14 protein-coding genes are annotated in these 18,647 nt (G+C 52.6%); 10 read left to right on the top strand and 4 right to left on the bottom strand.

Features of this window, described 5'->3' with window-relative positions:
• Positions 1 to 56: 56 nt before the first annotated feature.
• The 6 genes from NSU01_RS34070 (at position 57) to NSU01_RS34045 (ending at position 7,281) form a co-directional block, all read left to right on the top strand.
• Positions 57 to 1,820, top strand: a complete 1,764-nt coding sequence (locus NSU01_RS34070; protein ID WP_076243604.1) for a sensor histidine kinase — start codon at positions 57 to 59, stop codon at positions 1,818 to 1,820.
• Positions 1,795 to 3,456, top strand: coding sequence for a response regulator (locus NSU01_RS34065; RefSeq protein ID WP_083705479.1), 1,662 nt, complete (start codon positions 1,795 to 1,797; stop codon positions 3,454 to 3,456). The genes NSU01_RS34070 and NSU01_RS34065 overlap by 26 nt, the downstream gene beginning before the upstream one ends.
• A gap of 91 nt (positions 3,457 to 3,547) precedes the next feature.
• Positions 3,548 to 4,942, top strand: coding sequence for a sugar ABC transporter substrate-binding protein (locus tag NSU01_RS34060; protein WP_042140378.1), 1,395 nt, complete (start codon positions 3,548 to 3,550; stop codon positions 4,940 to 4,942).
• A gap of 156 nt (positions 4,943 to 5,098) precedes the next feature.
• Positions 5,099 to 5,482, top strand: a complete 384-nt coding sequence (locus NSU01_RS34055; protein ID WP_042140377.1) for a helix-turn-helix domain-containing protein — start codon at positions 5,099 to 5,101, stop codon at positions 5,480 to 5,482.
• Positions 5,483 to 5,522: 40 nt separating this feature from the next.
• The gene (locus tag NSU01_RS34050) at positions 5,523 to 6,662 is read left to right on the top strand and encodes an NADH-dependent flavin oxidoreductase (RefSeq protein ID WP_179093493.1); all 1,140 of its coding nucleotides are present in this window, start codon (positions 5,523 to 5,525) and stop codon (positions 6,660 to 6,662) included.
• A 211-nt stretch (positions 6,663 to 6,873) separates the two neighbouring features.
• The gene (locus tag NSU01_RS34045) at positions 6,874 to 7,281 is read left to right on the top strand and encodes a helix-turn-helix domain-containing protein (protein WP_063779850.1); all 408 of its coding nucleotides are present in this window, start codon (positions 6,874 to 6,876) and stop codon (positions 7,279 to 7,281) included.
• A 45-nt stretch (positions 7,282 to 7,326) separates the two neighbouring features.
• Here NSU01_RS34045 and pepT read toward each other — a convergent pair whose 3' ends face one another.
• The 4 genes from pepT to NSU01_RS34025 form a co-directional block, all read right to left on the bottom strand.
• Positions 7,327 to 8,559 carry a peptidase T gene (pepT, locus tag NSU01_RS34040; RefSeq protein ID WP_076243603.1) on the bottom strand — a complete coding sequence of 411 codons (1,233 nt, stop codon included), beginning with the start codon at positions 8,557 to 8,559 and terminating at the stop codon, positions 7,327 to 7,329.
• A gap of 96 nt (positions 8,560 to 8,655) precedes the next feature.
• Entirely contained in the window at positions 8,656 to 9,315 is a 660-nt protein-coding gene (locus NSU01_RS34035; RefSeq protein ID WP_083705477.1) for a sortase, read from the bottom strand.
• 28 nt (positions 9,316 to 9,343) lie between these two features.
• A complete protein-coding gene (locus NSU01_RS34030; RefSeq protein ID WP_144026062.1) occupies positions 9,344 to 10,366 on the bottom strand; it encodes a hypothetical protein in 1,023 nt (340 codons plus the stop codon).
• A 546-nt stretch (positions 10,367 to 10,912) separates the two neighbouring features.
• On the bottom strand, positions 10,913 to 11,929 hold the full coding sequence (locus tag NSU01_RS34025; RefSeq protein ID WP_076243601.1) for an LLM class flavin-dependent oxidoreductase: 1,017 nt from the start codon (positions 11,927 to 11,929) through the stop codon (positions 10,913 to 10,915).
• A 1,401-nt stretch (positions 11,930 to 13,330) separates the two neighbouring features.
• On the opposite strand from NSU01_RS34025, the gene NSU01_RS34020 reads away from it, so the two are divergent.
• The 4 genes from NSU01_RS34020 (at position 13,331) to NSU01_RS34005 (ending at position 18,647) form a co-directional block, all read left to right on the top strand.
• Positions 13,331 to 14,335 carry a LacI family DNA-binding transcriptional regulator gene (locus NSU01_RS34020; RefSeq protein ID WP_042141790.1) on the top strand — a complete coding sequence of 335 codons (1,005 nt, stop codon included), beginning with the start codon at positions 13,331 to 13,333 and terminating at the stop codon, positions 14,333 to 14,335.
• 435 nt (positions 14,336 to 14,770) lie between these two features.
• Positions 14,771 to 16,201, top strand: a complete 1,431-nt coding sequence (locus NSU01_RS34015) for an ABC transporter substrate-binding protein (protein WP_042140373.1) — start codon at positions 14,771 to 14,773, stop codon at positions 16,199 to 16,201.
• Between the two features lie 239 nt (positions 16,202 to 16,440).
• Positions 16,441 to 17,556: a sugar ABC transporter permease gene (locus tag NSU01_RS34010; RefSeq protein ID WP_042140372.1), complete on the top strand. Its 1,116-nt coding sequence runs from the start codon at positions 16,441 to 16,443 to the stop codon at positions 17,554 to 17,556.
• The gene (locus tag NSU01_RS34005; protein ID WP_042140371.1) at positions 17,556 to 18,647 is read left to right on the top strand and encodes a carbohydrate ABC transporter permease; all 1,092 of its coding nucleotides are present in this window, start codon (positions 17,556 to 17,558) and stop codon (positions 18,645 to 18,647) included. The genes NSU01_RS34010 and NSU01_RS34005 overlap by 1 nt, the downstream gene beginning before the upstream one ends.

Genomic DNA, 18,647 nt, shown 5'->3' with positions numbered 1-18,647 from the left:
GCTAAGGCTAACGCGGCGGTCCACCGGCAGCCAGTCTTAACGAAGGGTGTGTAATCATGCTGAAGGCCTGGCTGTACCGGACCTCGCTGAAGAAAAGAATATGGCTGACATTCACCGGGCTGACCGTCTTTTGTATCTCGGTCACCGGCCTGTGGGCCTACTCGATTGCTTCGCGGGCCATGGAACGCAACTCCATCGACCTGAACCGCAATGTGCTGAACCAGTCCGTTAACGTGCTGGACCAGAAGCTGAAGCAGATCATTGTGGCGTCCTCCACCATGATGCTGAGTGAAGCGTATAAGCAGACGATGCGGGATATACAAGCGGATAATACCGACCGGTTCTTTGCGAACTTCTCCTTATTGCAGGGCCCCTTCACACAGGCGGAGCTGACAGAGAACTCCATTGAATCGATCCTGGTCAGTACACCGGACGGGGATTTCTACTCCGCCGGCAATCTGCGCAGAACAGCGACTCCATTTATGGAGTCTTTGCTGTATCAGCGGATCAAGGATAATCCGGAATCGAACTGGGTGGAGAGCCATGAGGACGAGCTGTTCGCGGGCAAGCATCATGTAATCTCTCTGCTGCTGCAGCCGCTGACGGAGAGCTATGTGCCCGATGTCTTCCTGACCGTTAATGTGAAAGAGGACATTCTGGAGGATACCGTCAGCGGAGGCGCGAGTCTCGGCAGTGCGAAGTTTCTGCTGATCAACAAGGGCGGAGCCAGTGTCTTCGGAGATAAGGAACGGCCAGACTGGTCCCGCTCAGTGGTATTTATGAACAAGCTGCTTCAGGCGGACAGCGGCAATTTCGAATATTCTGCGGGCGGCGGGACGATGCTGGTCAGCTACGCAGATTCGCGGTATGCGGGGGACTGGCTGCTGGTCAGCTACCAGTCGAAGGAGGAGCTTCTTCAGCCTGTACGCAGCATTCAGTGGCTGGTGCTGATGATTATGGCCGTGTGCATTGTCATCGCGCTGCTGCTGGCGAGATACCTCTCGGCATTGCTGCTCGGGCCGCTGCTGAAGCTGCAGAAGACGATGTCGCGGGTGGAGCATGAGGATCTGGATGCCCGCTTCGAGAGTCCGTTCCAGGATGAGATCGGGGAGGCGGGCCGCAAATTCAACCAGATGCTCGACCGGATCGGCGGGCTGATTCTTGAGGTCAGGGATACGGAGAAGGAAAAGCGCAAAGCGGAGATCAAAGCGCTGCAGGCGCAGATTGAACCCCATTTTTTATATAACACGCTCAATACAATCTTATGGAAATGCGAAATGGACGAATATGAAGATGTGAAGCAGATGGTGATTTCCCTGTCCGCGCTGTTCCAGCTGGGCTTGAACAACGGGCAGGAGATTACGACACTGGGTAAGGAGCTGGAGCATGTCCGCCAGTACCTGAATCTCCAGCAGCAATGTTATGAGGGCCTATTCGAATATACGATAACTGCTGGAGCGGAGCTGCTGGAGCTGCCTGTTCTGAAAATTATCATTCAGCCCCTTGTGGAGAATTCCATTCTGCACGGGCTGAAGGAGCTCCGGGGCGAAGGCATGATTACGATCTCTGTGGCAATAGAGGCGCAACATCTCGTGATCCGGGCGGCTGATAACGGGTCGGGCATGGATGCGGAGCAGCTGAATGCCCGGCTGAAAGAGCCGGCCGGCAGCGGGGGATATGCCCTGACCAATATCTGCAGCCGCCTGCAGTTATATTACGGCAAGGAAGCCTCTTTAACCTTCCGCAGCCGTCCACACATAGAGACTGAAGCGGTTCTCTCAATTCCAATGGAAGGTGGAGTTTATCCTGAGCCACGCTGAACCTGTAAAAATATGCATTGTAGATGATATTCCGGCTGTGGTCCGGGGCTTGTCCCAGCGGATTCCCTGGGAGGAGCACGGGATCGCCGTCGCTGCAACGGCGGCCAACGGAGAAGAAGGGCTGCTGCAGATCCGTAAACACCGTCCGGATATTGTTCTGACCGATATCCGGATGCCATTCACCGACGGGCTGGAGATGATGAGGATGATTCTGGCGGAGCAGCCGGGGATCAAGCTGATCTTCCTGACGGGTTATTCGGATTTCTCTTATGCCCAGGAGGCGGTGAAGCTCGGGGCCTTTGACCTGATCGTCAAGCCCTTTACCAAGCCGCAGGTGCTTGAATCCGTCCTGAAGGCCAAAGAGGTGCTGGAGCGTGAACGCTCGCAGGCTGAACAGATGCGGGGGATGGAGCAGAAGCTGCGGGAGAGTATGCCTTATCTGCGTCAGGAGTATATGCGTCTCCTGATCCGTTACGGCAGCAGGCAGCAGCACCGCAGCCAGCAGTGGGATTTCTATGCGATTACAATGAACAGCCGCGACTTTTGTGTGATGGTGGCGGAGATCGACTTTTTTGCCGAGCGTACGGCCGCGCTGGCGGTCTCTGAGGTTGAGCTGATCCGATTCGCGGTGCAGAACATTCTGGAGGAGACGATTGGCGGGTACACGCAGGGTCTCGTGTTCCGCGAGCGTGTTAATCAGTTCATTATCGTGATGAATCCCCCGGCGGAGCTTGATGCGGAGCAGCTGGCCGAGCAATGCCGGGAGAATGTCTGCCGGCATACGTACCAGACCGTGTCAATCGGACTCGGCGGGGAAGTGGAGGAGGCAGGCCAGCTGTCGGTATCCTACGCCCAGGCGCTGTCTGCGCTGACCAATACGTTCCTGACCGGCGGGAACAGTGTATACCGCTATGTGGAATCGCCGGAGAGGGATGCTGCGCTGCCTAGATACTCTTTTGACAAGGAGAAAGAACTGCTCTATTGCTTGCGTTCGGCTAATCTGGCTAAGGCGGAAGAGCAACTGGACAATATTTGGAATGAGTGGCTAAGTGCCCCCGTGCTGCCCGATCCGGCGATCGTCAAGACGATGTGTCTGGAGCTGGCCCATTCGGTCCACCGTGTCTTCTCCGACAAAGCTTCAGACGCAGAGGTCAAGCTGCTGGAGAAGAAGCTGGCCGATATGAATACCTCCGCCTCATTCGAGGAGCTGCGGGGTCAGATCCGGGAATTCTGCCGCCAGGGCTGCTCCTACGTGCAGATACGCCAGTTCAGTGAAGCGCGTGTGCTGGTGGAGCGTGCCATCGCCTACATCAATGAGAATCTGCACCGCAACCTTGCGGTTGCTGATTGTGCGAGGGAGGTTCATCTGAGCCCCAGTTATTTCTCCAATCTGTTCAAGAAAGAAATGGGGATGACACTCGCCCAGTACATTATCAGCCGCAGAATGGAGAAGGCCAAGGAACGGGTGCTTGAGGGCATGCAGGTTCAGGATATCGCCATCTCGCTGGGCTACGAGGACCGTCCTTATTTCACTGAACTGTTCAAGAAATATACCGGCATGACGCCGACCGACTTCCGCTCCAAATACACTTCGGAGGTGCAGCGCGGAAACAGTGATTTCGTCTCCCCTGAATAGTTGTTTTCTCCTTCACTTACAAACGCGCAGTCATTCTATAATTTTTATATGAAATGAATGCGATTACACAAAGAAAAGGGAGGGTTTCAAGATGAAAAGAAATCAATGGATGCTGGCAGGAGCTTCGCTGCTGCTGGCAGGATCGCTGGCTGCATGCTCCTCGTCAACTGCTTCAAATAATACAAAGGCGGAGGGCGGGGATACCTCCGCTGAGCAAACCAAGCTGGTCTACTGGTCCATCGACCGTCATGATTCAGATTTTATTGAGCAGAAGATCAGTGAGTACGAGGGGCTTAACCCTAATGTGGATATTGAATTCAAAGTGATGGCTGACAACTACGCCCAGTCAGTGGATATCGCCTTCTCCAGTAAACAGGCGCCGGATATTCTGCGCGTGGATACAGGCAATGTACCGGCCTGGGTCAAGAAAGGGTATCTGGAATCGTTCGACAGCTACATCACACCGGAAATGAAGAGCCGGTTCGAGAGCGTGCTCATTAATGAGAAGAATATGGTTGACGGCAAAATCTACACCCTGCCGAATATTGGCCAATTCTGGCGCCTGATCTATAACGTGGATCTGTTCGAGAAGGCCGGGATTACAGAGCCGCCAGCTACACTTGCCGAAATGGTGGAGGATGCCAAGAAGATTACTGAGGCGGGTAAAGACAGCGGTGCTTACGGCTTCGCCGGTAATTTCAAGAGCGGAAGCGGGTTTGAACGCATTGCCCATCCGATCACAACCCTCAGTAAGACAGAAGGAACGGAAGGCTTCAACTTCCAGACCGCTAAGTTCGACTTCGGCATGTACAAGGAGACGCTTGAAGCCCTGCGGCAGATCGTAGTGGACGGCAGTATGATGCCGGGTTCGGAATCGCTTGATATTGACCCGCTGCGGGCACAGTTCGCTCAAGGTAAAATCGGGATGTATTTCAACCATTCTGTTGAGCCTAGTGTGTACAAAACTCAATTCCCGACCGAAATCCGCTGGGCGGCAGCACTGCCGCCAACCGTGGACGGCCAGCAGAACGGCGCCAGCCAGGTCATCTCCGGCAGCTATCTGGCGATGAGCAAAGACTCCGGGCAGAAAGAGGCCGCCTGGAAGTTTATCGAGTGGATGTACAGCGATGAGGTGCAGATCGCTTACCAGGAAGGCGGATACGGGGTTTCTGTTATTCCTTCTGTTGCTGCCGCAGCGAAAGCTCCGGATATCCCGGGAATTGAGGACTTCCTGCCGACCAAGTATGACGGAATCTATCCGGCAACTCCGTTCACTGCTACAGAAGGACGTCTGGAAGGAACGAAGAAGATGGATGTGTTCAACAGATATATCTTTACCGGCGGAGATTTGGACAAGGATCTTCAGGATCTGAACACACGTTATAACGCCGCCCTGGACAAAGCCAAAGCTGCAGGCGACACTACGATTGAAGCCCAGCCGGACTTCAGTGCAGCCAGCCTGCAGGGAAGCCTGGTCAAGGAATAACAAGGGAAGAATAATACCACATGCAGCATACAGACCGCAGGCCATAGGCCTGCGGTCTGTTACGTTATATGGGTCTGCCCCAGGGCGTCTGCTGGCGATGTGCAGCCCCCGGGTGTATTGTAGTATGATATTAAAGAACGAAAGGAGGGACTTATATTGGCGACTGAGATTAAAGACCGTATCAATCTGAAGGAAATCAACTGCGAGAAGGAGCTTACGCTTGCTGTCATCGGCGGCAAATGGAAGCTTATCATATTGTGGCACCTGGGTCTGGAAGGGACCAAACGCTTCAGCGAGCTGAAGAAGCTGATTCCGCATATTACGCAGAAAATGCTGACCAATCAGCTGCGTGAGCTGGAGGAAGATCAGCTGGTATTCAGGCGGGTGTATGCTGAAGTCCCGCCGAGAGTAGAATACTCTATGACGGAGTATGGGCATACGCTGATGCCTGTGCTGCGCATGATGTATGACTGGGGCAAGAATTACGGGGAGAACGTCATTTGGAAAGATGACCCTGACCGCGACAGATCGATGAAATGAAATTCATATAGATTTAGACAAATGGAGGAGATTGATAATTATGCTGCTGAAGACAGAATATAGCCCGCTGCTGGAGACGTTTAAGTTCGCGAACGGCATTGAACTGAAGAACCGTGTGGTGATGGCGCCGATGACTAATTTCTCCTCGAATGAGGATGGAACCGTCTCAGAGCCGGAGCTTGATTACTACATCCGCCGATCCAAAGGGGCAGGAATGGTTATTACCGCCTGTGTATATGTATCACGCGGCGGGAAAGGCTTCCCGGGTGAATTCGGTGCTGACCATGACGGGCTGATTCCGAGCCTGCGCGGGCTGGCCGAGGCCATTAAGGGTGAAGGGGCGAAGGCGGTTCTGCAGATCTTCCATGGCGGGCGCCAATGCCCCCCGGCACAGCTGCCTGACGGACAGACGGTCAGCGCAAGTGATGTGCCGTCGGAGCTTCCGGGCGGCGGGCAAGGACCGGTTCCGCGCGCACTGACTGATGAAGAAATTACCGGAATTATCGCTGATTTCGGAGAAGCTACACGCCGGGCGATCGAAGCCGGATTCGATGGTGTGGAAATTCACGGTGCCAACGGCTATCTGCTGCAGCAGTTCTTCTCCCCGCATTCGAACCGGCGCGAAGACCGCTGGGGCGGCGATCTGCAGAAGCGTCTGACCTTCCCGCTGGCTGTTCTGCGCAGTGTCAAGGATGCGGTGAAGCAGCATGCACAGGGGGAATTCCTTGTAGGGTACCGCTTCTCGCCTGAAGAGCCGGAAACACCGGGAATTACGATGGCTGATACCTTTGCGCTAATCGATGCACTGACAGGGGAAGGGCTTGATTATCTGCATGCTTCCCTGATGGAGCTGTGGTCGCAGCCGCGCCGGGGTACCGAGGACAGCCGTCCGCGGATCGAGCAGATTGTAGACCGCGTGGGAGGCAAGGCTCCGGTAATTGGAGTAGGCTCGCTCTATACCGCCGCTGATGCCCTGAAGGGTCTGGACAGCGGGATCAGCCTGGTCGCTCTGGGCCGTCCGCTCCTGATTGAACCGGACTGGGTTCAGAAGGTTGCCGAAGGGCGTGCAGCTGAGATTAAGACTGAGCTGGACCCTTCCGCCCAAGCTGAGCTTGTAATCCCGGACCCGCTCTGGAATGCACTGATTCATACGCCGGGCTGGCTGCCGGTGAAGCAGTAAATAGCAGGAGGGCGTCTGTCCTGCGCCTGTAACCTATTCATGACCTCTGGGTGCCTATATTTAAGGCTTCCAGAGGTTTTTTGCCATATTGGCATAAACGTGGAAATGTATATATGATACAATCGTATTAATTAACGGAACATCCTACAATGAGGAGTTTGCAGATATGAATGTACAGGGGAGAAACGATAGTTGCGGCGATGCGGAAGAGATGAGGCGTGATGAAGAAATGGATTCTTTTCAGCGGACGCTCGAGGTCATCGGCGGTAAATGGAAAGGAGTCCTGCTCTACCATCTAATCAGCGGTACAAAGCGGTTCAATGAACTGCGCAGATTATGTCCGGGAATTACCCAGCGGATGCTGGCCATGCAGCTGCGGGAGCTGGAGCGTGACGGTCTGGTTCATCGTGAGGTGTACCCGCAGGTGCCCCAGAAGGTAGAGTATTCTCTGACCGAGTGGGCCCGGGGCCTGGAATCCGGCCTGCTTAGTATTAAACACTGGGGAGAAGGATACAGGGAGGTGCTGGCCCAGAGTGAACCTGAGCTGCAGGCTGCCGGCGGCCGGGCCGGAGAAGACTCCGTGGAAGCAGCTCCGCGCAGCACAAATACCCCCGGATAAGCGGGATGCGCTTTATCCGGGGGTATTTGTGCTATGCAGGAGGCGTTAAGCTTTTTGCTCAGCCAGACGGGCAATCTCTACGATAACCTTAACAGCCTTCAGCATTACGTCTACAGAGGCGTATTCGAATTTGCCGTGGAAATTCTCGCCGCCGGTGAAGATATTCGGTGTCGGCAGGCCCATATAGGACAGCTGTGAGCCGTCAGTCCCTCCGCGGATCGGGCGGATCACCGGAGCTATTCCCAGACCCTCCATCGCTTCCCGGGCGATGTCAACGATGTGGCGCACCGGCTCGATTTTTTCACGCATATTATAGTACTGGTCATTCATCTCCAGCACTACATTGTCTGCTCCGTAAGTAGACTTGAATTCATCCACAATGGCAGCGATATGGGCTTTGCGGTTCTCGAAATTCTCGCGGTCAAAGTCACGGATAATATACTGCAGCTTGCTGTGCTCGGCATTGCCCTGCATGGAGATCAGGTGGTAAAAGCCCTCGTACCCATCCGTGAATTCAGGCGCTTCACCGGCAGGAAGCCGGAGATGGAAGGCCATGGCGATTTTGGAAGAGTGGATCATCTTGCCCTTGGCTGTACCGGGATGTACGTTGACCCCATGGAAGCTGATTTTGGCGGCAGCGGCATTGAAGCTCTCATACTCCAGCTCTCCGAGCGGGCCGCCATCAACGGTATAGGCATAGGAAGCGCCGAATGCTGCAACGTCGAACTTATGCGGGCCGCGTCCGATTTCTTCATCCGGGGTAAAAGCAACTCTGATCTTGCCGTGTTTGATCTCCGGATGCGCGAGCAAATACACCATCGCCGTAACGATCTCCGCAATACCAGCCTTGTTATCTGCCCCCAGCAGGGTAGTGCCGTTGGTGGTAATCAGGGTATGCCCCTTGTAGCCGCTCAGCTCCGGGAAGCTCTGTGTGGTAAGGACGACGTTCAGCGCCTCATTCAGCACAATATCGTTCCCGTCATAGTTCTCAATAATCTGCGGCTTCACATCCGTGCCGGTGAAATCAGTCGCCGTATCCAAATGGGCCAGGAAGCCGATTACCGGAACATCCTTGTCCGTGTTGGCTGGCAGTGAAGCCATTACATACCCATGCTCGTCCACTGTGACTTCCGTCAGCCCGATCTCCTGCAGCTCCTCTACCAGCTTATGGGCAAGCACCATTTGGCCGGGGGTGGAAGGGCAGGTCTCGCTGTCCTCATTCGATTGGGTATCCATTTCAGCATAAGAAATAAAACGCTTGATCAGCTCTTGTTTCAATTCAGGTCATCTCCTCTTCATCTTCGTATGTCTATATTATCACGATCCGCCAGAGGTCTCATCCCCGTGCGGACTTCCGAAGAGAGAAATGTCTGCTTACGGCTGCCGTACCAGCGGCTTGCCTGCAATCAGTTTGGCTGAGAGCAAATAGCGGTCAGGAGCTGAACCAACGTAGGAGAAGGGATAACAGGTGATCAGGGTAAGGACAGCTTCTTCGCTTGGCTTAATCGCTCCCCGTGCTTCTGCGTCTACAATCCTGCTCCCTGTGATTTCATAGGTGAACTTCCCGTCCGCCGTCTCGAGTTCAATGATATCGGACACATCCAGATCCCCAAGGCTCCGGAACACTGTGTCGCGATGTCCTGCCAGTACGCTGTTGCCGGTGTAGCCTATGGCTGGGCTTCCTTCGTCATGTCCTGCCCCTTTTTTTAGAGCGGCCCGTCCCGTCCCCTCCAGAATAGCCACCCGTTTGTCCAGCTTGGGAAAATAGATCTCGCCAATAACCTCCCCCTCCGTATATGCGGGGTTGACGCCGCCTTGTTCTGCTGGGGGGCTGATCATGCCGTCAGGCAGCGGAGTCTCTTCCTCTGTTGCGGGGAAGAGCTGGGCTTCCTCCCTCTTTTTCTCCCAGGTTTGCAGGGCTTTCCGGGCTTCTGCAGGCGCTTTGAAGATCTGGACGGCCGAATACAGCATGACGCATAAAGAGAGTATGAAGATCAGCTTCACGGCTAAGGATATACCGGAACGCTTCTTCATACTCTCTCCTCCAGCCTTGTGTGAAATATTATTTCTTCGATCCGAGCTTGCGGATAGCGATCAAGCTAATGATGGCTACGGCCATGCTGGCCAGAATCAGATTGTACCAAGGTTCAGCGGTATCCGGCAGCTTGCCGTCCTCATCCGGTCCGGCGAGCGGAAGCTCGTCATCGGTAAGGGTTACCCCGTTATCCGGTGAAGGCGCTGGTGTACTGCCGGCGGTGACAGCTCCGGCGTCTGGCGTAGCAGTCGGGCTGCTGCCTACATTGTTATCCCCGTCGCCCAGCGGTACCGGTGCTTCACTTACAGTCACTTCATCAACTGCCGGTGTTGCCGTAGCGGTTGGTGATGGGGCTGGCGTTAGGGCAGGTGCCGTGCTGCTGGATGGCGGATCCGTCGGAGCCGGTGTTGCTGTTGGTGTGCTGCCTGGTCCCTCTGGTGTTGCCGTTGCAGTCGGTGCTGCCGTAGGCTCAGCTGTAGGGTCTGGTGTAGCAGTCGGTATCGGCGTTGCTGTTGGCTCAGCTGTAGGGTCTGGTGTAGCGGTTGGTATCGGCGTTGCTGTTGGCTCAGCTGTCGGCGCAGGATCTGCCGTGGCGGTGAATTCAAAGGCTACGCTCACCGTCTTCCCCTGAAATTCATTGCCGGCTTCAGGCGGGAATAACACATCCATCTGGATGTCCTCTTGCGCAGCGCCCTCAAGCGAGCCGATAGTCACCCGGCCTTCTGCCTCGCTCATTACCCCTGTATAGATGATTACTCCCTCTTTTTGCAGGGTCATTTGCAGGATTTTGTACAATTCTGCGTCCCCGGAGAGGAATTTGAAGTCTACAGAATAATCAAACGGGTCATTTCCGTCGTTGATCACCGTATAGTCTGAAGCCATAGTATCTCCCGGCTGCATGTTGTTCATGGTCGCAGTGCTGGTCGTATGCGAATTCACGGTCAGCTTAATCGTGTCCTCGGCGCTGGCCCCACCGGCATGCCATACGACACCAGCCAGAACAACTAGAATATAAGCGCCTAGCAAGGACGCGCGATAGCTCTTTTTCACATTCCCGCCCCTCTCTTCTGGGAAGTCATCTTTACTCTATTTCTAGTTCACTCGCCCGCCTACAACCCGTATTTCCTAGCCTATAACCGCCTAATTCTGCAGTTTCCAGCCGCGATTCGCCGCAATTCATGCTTATTACGCATGTCATGTCGAATAAAGTGGTTTTTAATAGAACCACTACGAAACAGGGCGATAGTACCCGAAAGAACGAACCTGAAGAATGCAATTGCGCATTTGTTCGTTATAACGAATAACTACAGTATAATCAAATTTAAAGATAAATAAAAACATTCAAATCGGTCTAAATGAGGTATAAATGGAGGTTTGATTCACATTATAATTTGTTTTCTACAGTTTACTGCTGTTCACTCATTATTTCTCCGTATATTAATAAATACGTAGTATTTTATAGAGAACGGTTCATTGTTAATATGTAAATGAAGAGACTAGCGGTATTTCTTGCATACAAATAGCCCATTTAAGCTACAGGCACGGATCTCTCCGTGTGTAGTTAAATGGGCCGGGTATTTGATGGGCGGTATCGGTTTATTGCTCCTGCAGCAGCTCGGATACCAGCTTATAAGAGTGCAGGCGTGCGGAGTGATCATAAATCTGTGATGCAATAATCCACTCGTCGGCAGCCGTCTCCTCGAGAATCTCCAGCAGCCGTTCTTTGATTAGCGAAGGATCGCCGGCAATGGAATATTGTTGTTTGCTTAGCAGCATGGCTTTCTCCTGCGGTGTCCAGATTCCATCCAGGCTGTCCACCGGAGGCTGGAGCTTGCCGGTACGGCCGCGGATGATATTCAGGAATTGCTGCTGCTGTGAGGTAGCCAGTCTGCGCGCTTCCTCCACCGTATCTGCGGCGGTTATTCCCAGTCCGATCATGACATGGGGCTTATCGAGCACTGCGGAAGGCTTGAAGCTGCTGCGGTACAAATGCAGTGCCGGCAGCAGGTAATCCGGTGCAAAGTGGCTGGCAAAAGCAAACGGAAGACCGAGCTGGCCCGCAAGCTGGGCACTGAAGCCGCTGGAGCCCAGCAGCCAGATCGGAATATTCAGTCCTTCGCCGGGAACGGCGCGTACACCGAGCGGGCGGCCGCCTGCCCCGTTAGCGTCGAAATAAGCCCGGAGCTCGCTGAGCTGCTCGGGGAATTCGCTGCCGTCGCTGCCAAGACCACGGCGCAGCGCTCTGGCAGCCGCCTGGTCGGAGCCGGGGGCCCGGCCGAGGCCAAGATCGATGCGTCCGGGATATAAGGACTCCAGCGTGCCGAACTGCTCGGCGATAACAAGCGGTGCATGGTTGGAGAGCATGATGCCTCCCGAGCCGACGCGGATACGCTTGGTTCCTCCAGCTACATGTCCAATCACAAGGGACGTGGCAGAGCTGGCAATGCCGGGCATATTATGATGCTCCGCCAGCCAGTAACGGTGGTATCCCCATTCTTCGGCATGACGTGCTAAATCAAGTGTGTTATGAAATGAATCCGCCGCTGTTCCGCCCTCGTGAATAGGGGCTAAATCCAGCACGGAGAACGGAATGTCGTGCAATTGCTTCACCATAATCCCTCCTATAATGGATGCTTCAGCATCAGTAAGCAGTATTTGCAGCTATAGATTGATCTACCCGCCAATTATAACATGAAATAATATTATTTACACACTTTAAGTAAGCGGTGTGGATGAAGAGAGGATATTACGGATGGAGGGATATTGCGGATAGAGGGATATTACGGATGAAGAATCTATATCGCTTGATCCGGTATTCTTCCGGATCAGTACAGGATCAGCACAGGATTAGCACCGGGCTCATTGCTTGATCTGCAGGCTGGCTGCGATGGCCCCTTATCCTAAGCATTGTCTAGATTGAACTCAAGATTTCACCATAAAACTCCAACATAAAACTCCAACATAAAACCAATCCTGGCTAATCCGTTATTCTGTGAATTGAACTTCTAGGCGGCAACTGATGACGCAGGAATCTCCCGATTTTATCCGCTTTCTGGGGCAGAGATCCAGTAACTTTTTATAAAATCCTGCAAAATCCTGCACCAAATACAACATTTCTCCTCTCCTATCGGTCCTAATCCAAAATTGTTGTACAAAAGGCAACATTTCACCTTGTTCAAGCGGCTCAGCAGGATTATTGTTGTATTTCCTACAACAATCCGCCCGATCACCCGGCTATCCATCAATCAAAGTTGTAAAACGTACAACATTTCTGTCTGCAGTTCTGCAGTTCTGCAGTTCTGCAGTATCTACAGTATCTAAAGTGCTTCCTAAGAGGTCTCCACTCTACCGCAGAAGTCTCCACTCTGCCGCTGGAGAATCAAGTGTAAGGCATTGACGTACTCCGCCAGTCCCGCAGTGACTGACCGGTAATTTGAATGGTTCTTGTATCAAGTGCGGTTTATCTAACTGTATTTTGTGCAACTAAAGCGAACACTCATTGCGGTGCTGCATTCCACACTCGCTACTCTCAACAGATATGCAGGCGTTGTTCAGCAAGTTAGATCCATATACATAAGTTCACTCCATATAGGTACAGCGATTAATGTGTTATAGCTACATATGTTCTGCAGAGTTAGGAGTAAGGTGCAAAAGTGTATTGAGAAGCTTTTCAGATGGACGGAGGTGATTAAAAAAGAGGCGTTGTCCAATAGCCAAACAGGCAAAATCCGCAGCCGGTGAATAGCATGATGGGGATTAATTATCAGAAATTCCTTCCGGGGAAAGCGTAATGTAAGCGCATAACAAAGGTCTTGCCAATTTACGGGAGCCTTGCTATAATCGCTTTGAAAAGCTTTTCTAAATAAAAACGGCTACGCTGTGCTTCAGGAAGCCGATGCTTCCGGAGCAGCGCTATTACATATCGGCGCAGGTATCCGTTTCAGCGAGGAAGATAAGGAACATTTATTGCGTAAGCATATAAACTCTTATCTTTATAAAAAGGAAGTCAGAGCTATGAAGCCAACAATCAGAGATGTAGCCAGAATGGCCGGTGTATCCATCAGCACGGTTTCCCGTGTAATGAATGCGCCGGACACAGTAGTTGAGAGTAAACGCAGCCGGGTGATAGAAGCCATAGAAGCGCTGAAGTATCAGCCTAATGCGTTTGCGCGCGGTTTGATTTACAAGAAGTCTTTTACACTGGGCCTGCTTATTCCCGATATTGAGAACCTGTATTTCGCAGGGGTGATCCGGGGGATGCAGGATGCCTGCATTAAGCTCGGCTACAGTCTGATGATCTGCAATACAGACCGTGACAAGGAGCGGACGCTGTCTTATATCGATACCTTCCATGAGAAGCAGGTGGACGGAGTCGTGTTCGCCAGTGATGTGCTGTACCCGGAGTATTATGAGAAGCTGGTAGGCTGCAGAATTCCCTTCGTGCTGGTCTCCTCCCATTCCGATGAGTATGAGGTGGCTTCGGTGGAGGTCGATGATGAGAAGGCAGCGTATGATGCGGTGAAATTCCTGATTGAGCTGGGTCACCAGGAGATCGGAATGATCGGCTTCAATCATGATAACTCGGTGTCCGGGCCGCCGCGTGTTGCCGGATTCGTCAGAGCGCTCAAGGAATTCGGTCTGGAGCGCAATGTGGAGAAGGTCAAATACGCCAATCACCGCTTTGAACAGGCGTATCAGGCATCGCATGAGCTGTTCAGTGAGTATCCGGAGCTGACTGCTGTATTCTGCGTAGCCGATGAGTTCGCCATGGGAACGATCTCTTATCTGAAGGACCGCAATATTCTGGTGCCGGGTCAGGTGTCGGTAATCGGTTTCGACAATCTGCGGATGTCCGGCATGTTCATTCCGAAGCTGACGACGATCGCCCAGCCGATTTATCAGCTGGGTTACCGGGCTGCAGAGAAGCTGCATGAGTTATTAACGACCGGCTCTGTGGCTGTCATGAAAGAAAAGATGGAGCATAAGCTGGTTGTAAGAGAATCCTCACGTGAGAAATGAAATCTGCTTGCGGGCAGGGTTGAAGCGCTGCTGCCTGGATTGTGGAGGGGCAGAGCGGTCTCTTTTTCTAAATTTGAAAAGCTTTTCACAGGGGTTCAGCAGATTAATGCAAGTTATTATGGTTAGTTTACACGGGAATCCGCTATAAATACGGTTGCCAGAGGTAGAAAGGTGCAGGAATATCACAAATTAAAAATAAAACATAGGAAAAGATGAATTTGCAGTATTGGAAACGCATTCATTATGTGATATTATGGAAATGTAAGCGCTATATTAATGTTGCTGACTCAGGAATCCCTGACATTAAACTGTACAAATTATCATACTCTGAAAAGCTTTGCAAGGAGGTGGTCCAGTGCTCAGCCGGTAGTCATTCCGGGAATTAAGCTGACCTAATGCAGTCTCTAAAAACAATTAAAGGGGATGTATGAAACAATGAAGAAAGCTCCAGGACGTAAACTGTCACTCGCTATGGTGCTGTGTTTATCCTTCACCATGATGCTCAGCGGATGCGGCGGGAATAACAATAATGCGGCACCGACGGATGCACCGGCGGCAACAGAAGCTCCGGCAGCAACAGCAGCTGATAACAACCAGGAATCGACAAATAATGCAGAGGCTACAGCTGACGGCAGCCCGCTGGACTTAGCGATGAAAGGTGAATATAAAGGGACTAAGGTAACGATGTTCGGCCCGTTTGTGGACGCCGACCAGGTGAAATTTGAGAGCAGCATCAAAGAGTTTGAAGAAAAAACCGGCATTGATATTCAATATGAAGGCTCCAAGGAATTCGAAGCTACGATTAATATCCGTGTTGACGGCGGCAATGCTCCGGATATCGCTGACTTCCCGCAGCCGGGTCTCCTGGCTTCCATTGCGAAGACCGGCAAGGTAGTCGATCTGACCGGTGTGCTGGATCAGGAGAAGCTGACAGCCAATTACAATAAGAGCTGGCTGGATATGTCCACCATGGACGGTAAAGACGGCAAGATTATGGCCGGGATCTGGAACCGCAGCAATGTGAAGAGTCTGGTCTGGTATCCGAAGAAGCAATTCGATGATGCCGGATACACGGTTCCGCAGACTTGGGATGAGATGATGGCGCTGACAGAGCAAATTGCCAAAGACGGTGATCCTGCCTGGGCTATCGGTATTGAGAGCGGCGCGGCTACCGGCTGGGCAGCCACCGACTGGGTAGAGAACATTATGCTGCGTACCACAACTCCTGAGAACTATGACAAGTGGGTAGCCGGAGAACTGCCGTTCACTTCTCCTGAAGTGAAGAATGCAGTAGATGTGATGTCCAAAATCTGGCTGAACAAGGATTATGTATACGGCGGCGCTAAATCCATCGTAACCACGGCTTTCGGGGATGCTCCGAAACCAATGTTCGAGAATCCTCCCAAAGCCTGGTTCAACCTGATGGGGAACTTCATTACGAGCTTCTTCCCGGAAACCGCCAAGGTTGATGTAGATTATGACTGGTTCTACCTCCCGCCGATTGATGAGCAATACGGCAAGCCGGTTCTTGTAGCAGGCGATATCTACGCGATGTTCAATGACCGTCCTGAAGTACGTGCAGTCATGGAATTTTTCACCACCGGTGAATCGATCAAGAGCTGGGTACAATCCGGCGGTGTAGTGGCGCCAATGAATGATGCCCCGCTGGACTGGTACCAGTCCGAATCCGACCGCCGGATGGCGCAGCTGGTGCAGGATGCTTCAACCCTGCGGTTTGACGGCTCTGACCTGATGCCGGGCAAGGTGGGTGCAGGCACGTTCTGGAAAGGCATGACCGACTATGTGAGCGGAACGGCTACTCTGGATCAGGCACTGGAGCAGATCCAGTCCGGCTGGAACAACTAAGGAGCGTGTAAGCGGGACTTAGGGGGACGCAAATGATGAAGAGGGGCAGGGCAGCAGTGATGAATCCTGCCCCTCTTTTTCTTGAAATATAAGAATTTATATGTTTCACACCATAATTTATCCTTCTATTTCTCGCTGAAACGATACCGTCCTTATAAGGACGGCAAAGCCGTTTCCACTTGTTAAAGAATGCTTATGTAGAGAGTTTTGCTGCGCAAAACTTATTAGGAGGAACTGATATGGATGCACAAATAAAGCCGGAGGCCGGTGCCCCAGGTACGCAGGTCAAGCAGAGAATCAGCGGCCGGGCGGTGCTTTTATCGCTGGGGGTGCTGCTCGCTAACATTGTGATCAACGGGCTGATCTTCTTGTTTTTCCGCGATTCTACGCTTAATCCGCTGCTAACTGCGGTGCTTGCCGTGCTATGGGGTGTACTGGGTGTATATCTGATCTATTACACTCTGACCTGGGCGGTTGAGCAATATCCCGATCGTATCCGCAGGAAAGTGCTGCCCTACGTATTTGTCGGACCCGCGGTTATTATTCTCGGCTGGCTGTTAATCCTGCCTGCGCTGCGGACCTTGTACTTAAGCTTCTTCAATGCTTCTTCGGAGAAGTTCGTCGGACTCAGCAACTATGCTGCAATCTTCAGCGACCATCTGATGGCAACCGCACTGCGCAACAATCTGCTCTGGGTGTTCGTGGGGACGCTGGCCTGTGTATGCTTCGGGCTGCTTATTGCCATCCTTGCCGACCGCAGCAGTTATGAACGTATCGCCAAATCGATTATTTTCATGCCGATGGCCATATCCTTTGTTGCCGCAGGCGTGATCTGGAAGTTTGTCTATTATTATCAGCCGGGCGATGAGCAGATCGGACTGCTGAATGCGATCGTAACCTATTTCGGCGGCGAACCGCAGGCCTGGACGAGTATGCTGCAGCCCTGGAATAATTTCTTCCTCATTATTATCCTGATCTGGATGCAGACGGGGTTTGCCATGGTCATCTTCTCTGCAGCGATCAAAGGTGTTCCTGACGATATTCTGGAAGCCGCACGGGTGGATGGCGCCGGTGAGGTGAAGATTTTTTTCGGTATCATGATTCCGTTTATCTCCTCGACCATTCTGACGGTAACCACAACCATTATTGTCTTTACATTGAAAATATTTGACGTCGTCATGGTGATGACGGGAGGTCAATACGATACAGAAGTAGTAGCGACACAGTTCTACCGGCAATTCTTCATGTACCGCAACTTCGGTTACGGCTCAACACTGGCTATCGTACTCCTGATCGCGGTATTGCCTGTTATTCTTATTAATCTGCGTCAGTTCCGCAAGCAGGGGGGATTCTAATGGTCGGCAAAAAGAAGAGAAAAAGCAGCAAAACCGTTGTTAACCTGATACTGGGCGTCATCTGCTTCATCTGGATTCTGCCGACGTTCGGGCTCTTTGCCTCCTCCTTCCGTCCGGCTGCGGATATTCTGCACACCGGCTGGTGGAAGGTCTTCCCCCATCAGGAGTGGAAGGCCGGCGAAACGCTGCAGCTGTCCAAGGATGTGGATCTGCGGCAGCCGATTGAGGTGAACGGTAAAACCTACAGTGATGATCAGCTCAAAGCAGGTGTAAAGGCGGATGACAGCCGCCTGATGTGGGAGAACCGCAGAGCGCGCACGGTCAATATGCAGGAACAGGGCTGGAAGACTACGCCTGACCTGACGCTTGATAATTATAAGAATGTACTGTCCGGCAAGGAATACAAGCTTAAGGAAGCCGATGGCAGTGAGACGGTGCAGAAGGGCAGCGGATTATCGCAGGCGTTCTGGAATACGCTGACGATTGCTGTACCGGCTACGGTGATTCCGGTGCTGATCGCCTCTTTTGCCGCATACGCCTTCGCCTGGCTACGCTTCCCTGGACGCAAAACACTGTTCGTCATCATTATCGCGATGCTGGTCATTCCGATACAGGTTGCGCTGATTCCGGTACTGAAGGATTACACGTCGCTGGGACTCAACGGCAGTTATCTCGGAATCTGGCTGGCGCACACGGCCTTCGGCCTGCCGCTGGTTACGTACTTTATGTATAACTTCATCAGCCAGCTGCCGAAGGATCTGTTTGAATCAGCCTTCATTGACGGGGCCAGCCACTTTACCATTTTCAGCAGGCTGATTCTGCCGCTCTCTGTACCTGCGCTCGCCTCCATCGGAATCTTCCAGTTCCTCTGGGTGTGGAATGATTATCTGGTGTCGCTGATCTTCATCGGCAACCAGCCGTCGGTGCAGGTAATGTCCATGAAGATCGCCGATCTGGTCGGCTCACGCGGTAATGACTGGCATCTGCTGACTTCGGCTGCGTTTATCTCAATGCTGATGCCGCTGGCAATCTTCTTCCTGCTGCAAAAGTATTTCGTCAGAGGTCTGATGGGCGGCTCGGTGAAAGGCTGA

Origin of the sequence: Paenibacillus sp. FSL H8-0259 (genome assembly GCF_037963255.1) — a bacterium.
Lineage (GTDB): Bacteria > Bacillota > Bacilli > Paenibacillales > Paenibacillaceae > Paenibacillus_AQ > Paenibacillus_AQ phytohabitans.
The sequence above is the reverse complement of the archived record's forward strand: the minus strand, read 5'-3'. Positions and strand labels throughout refer to the sequence as shown.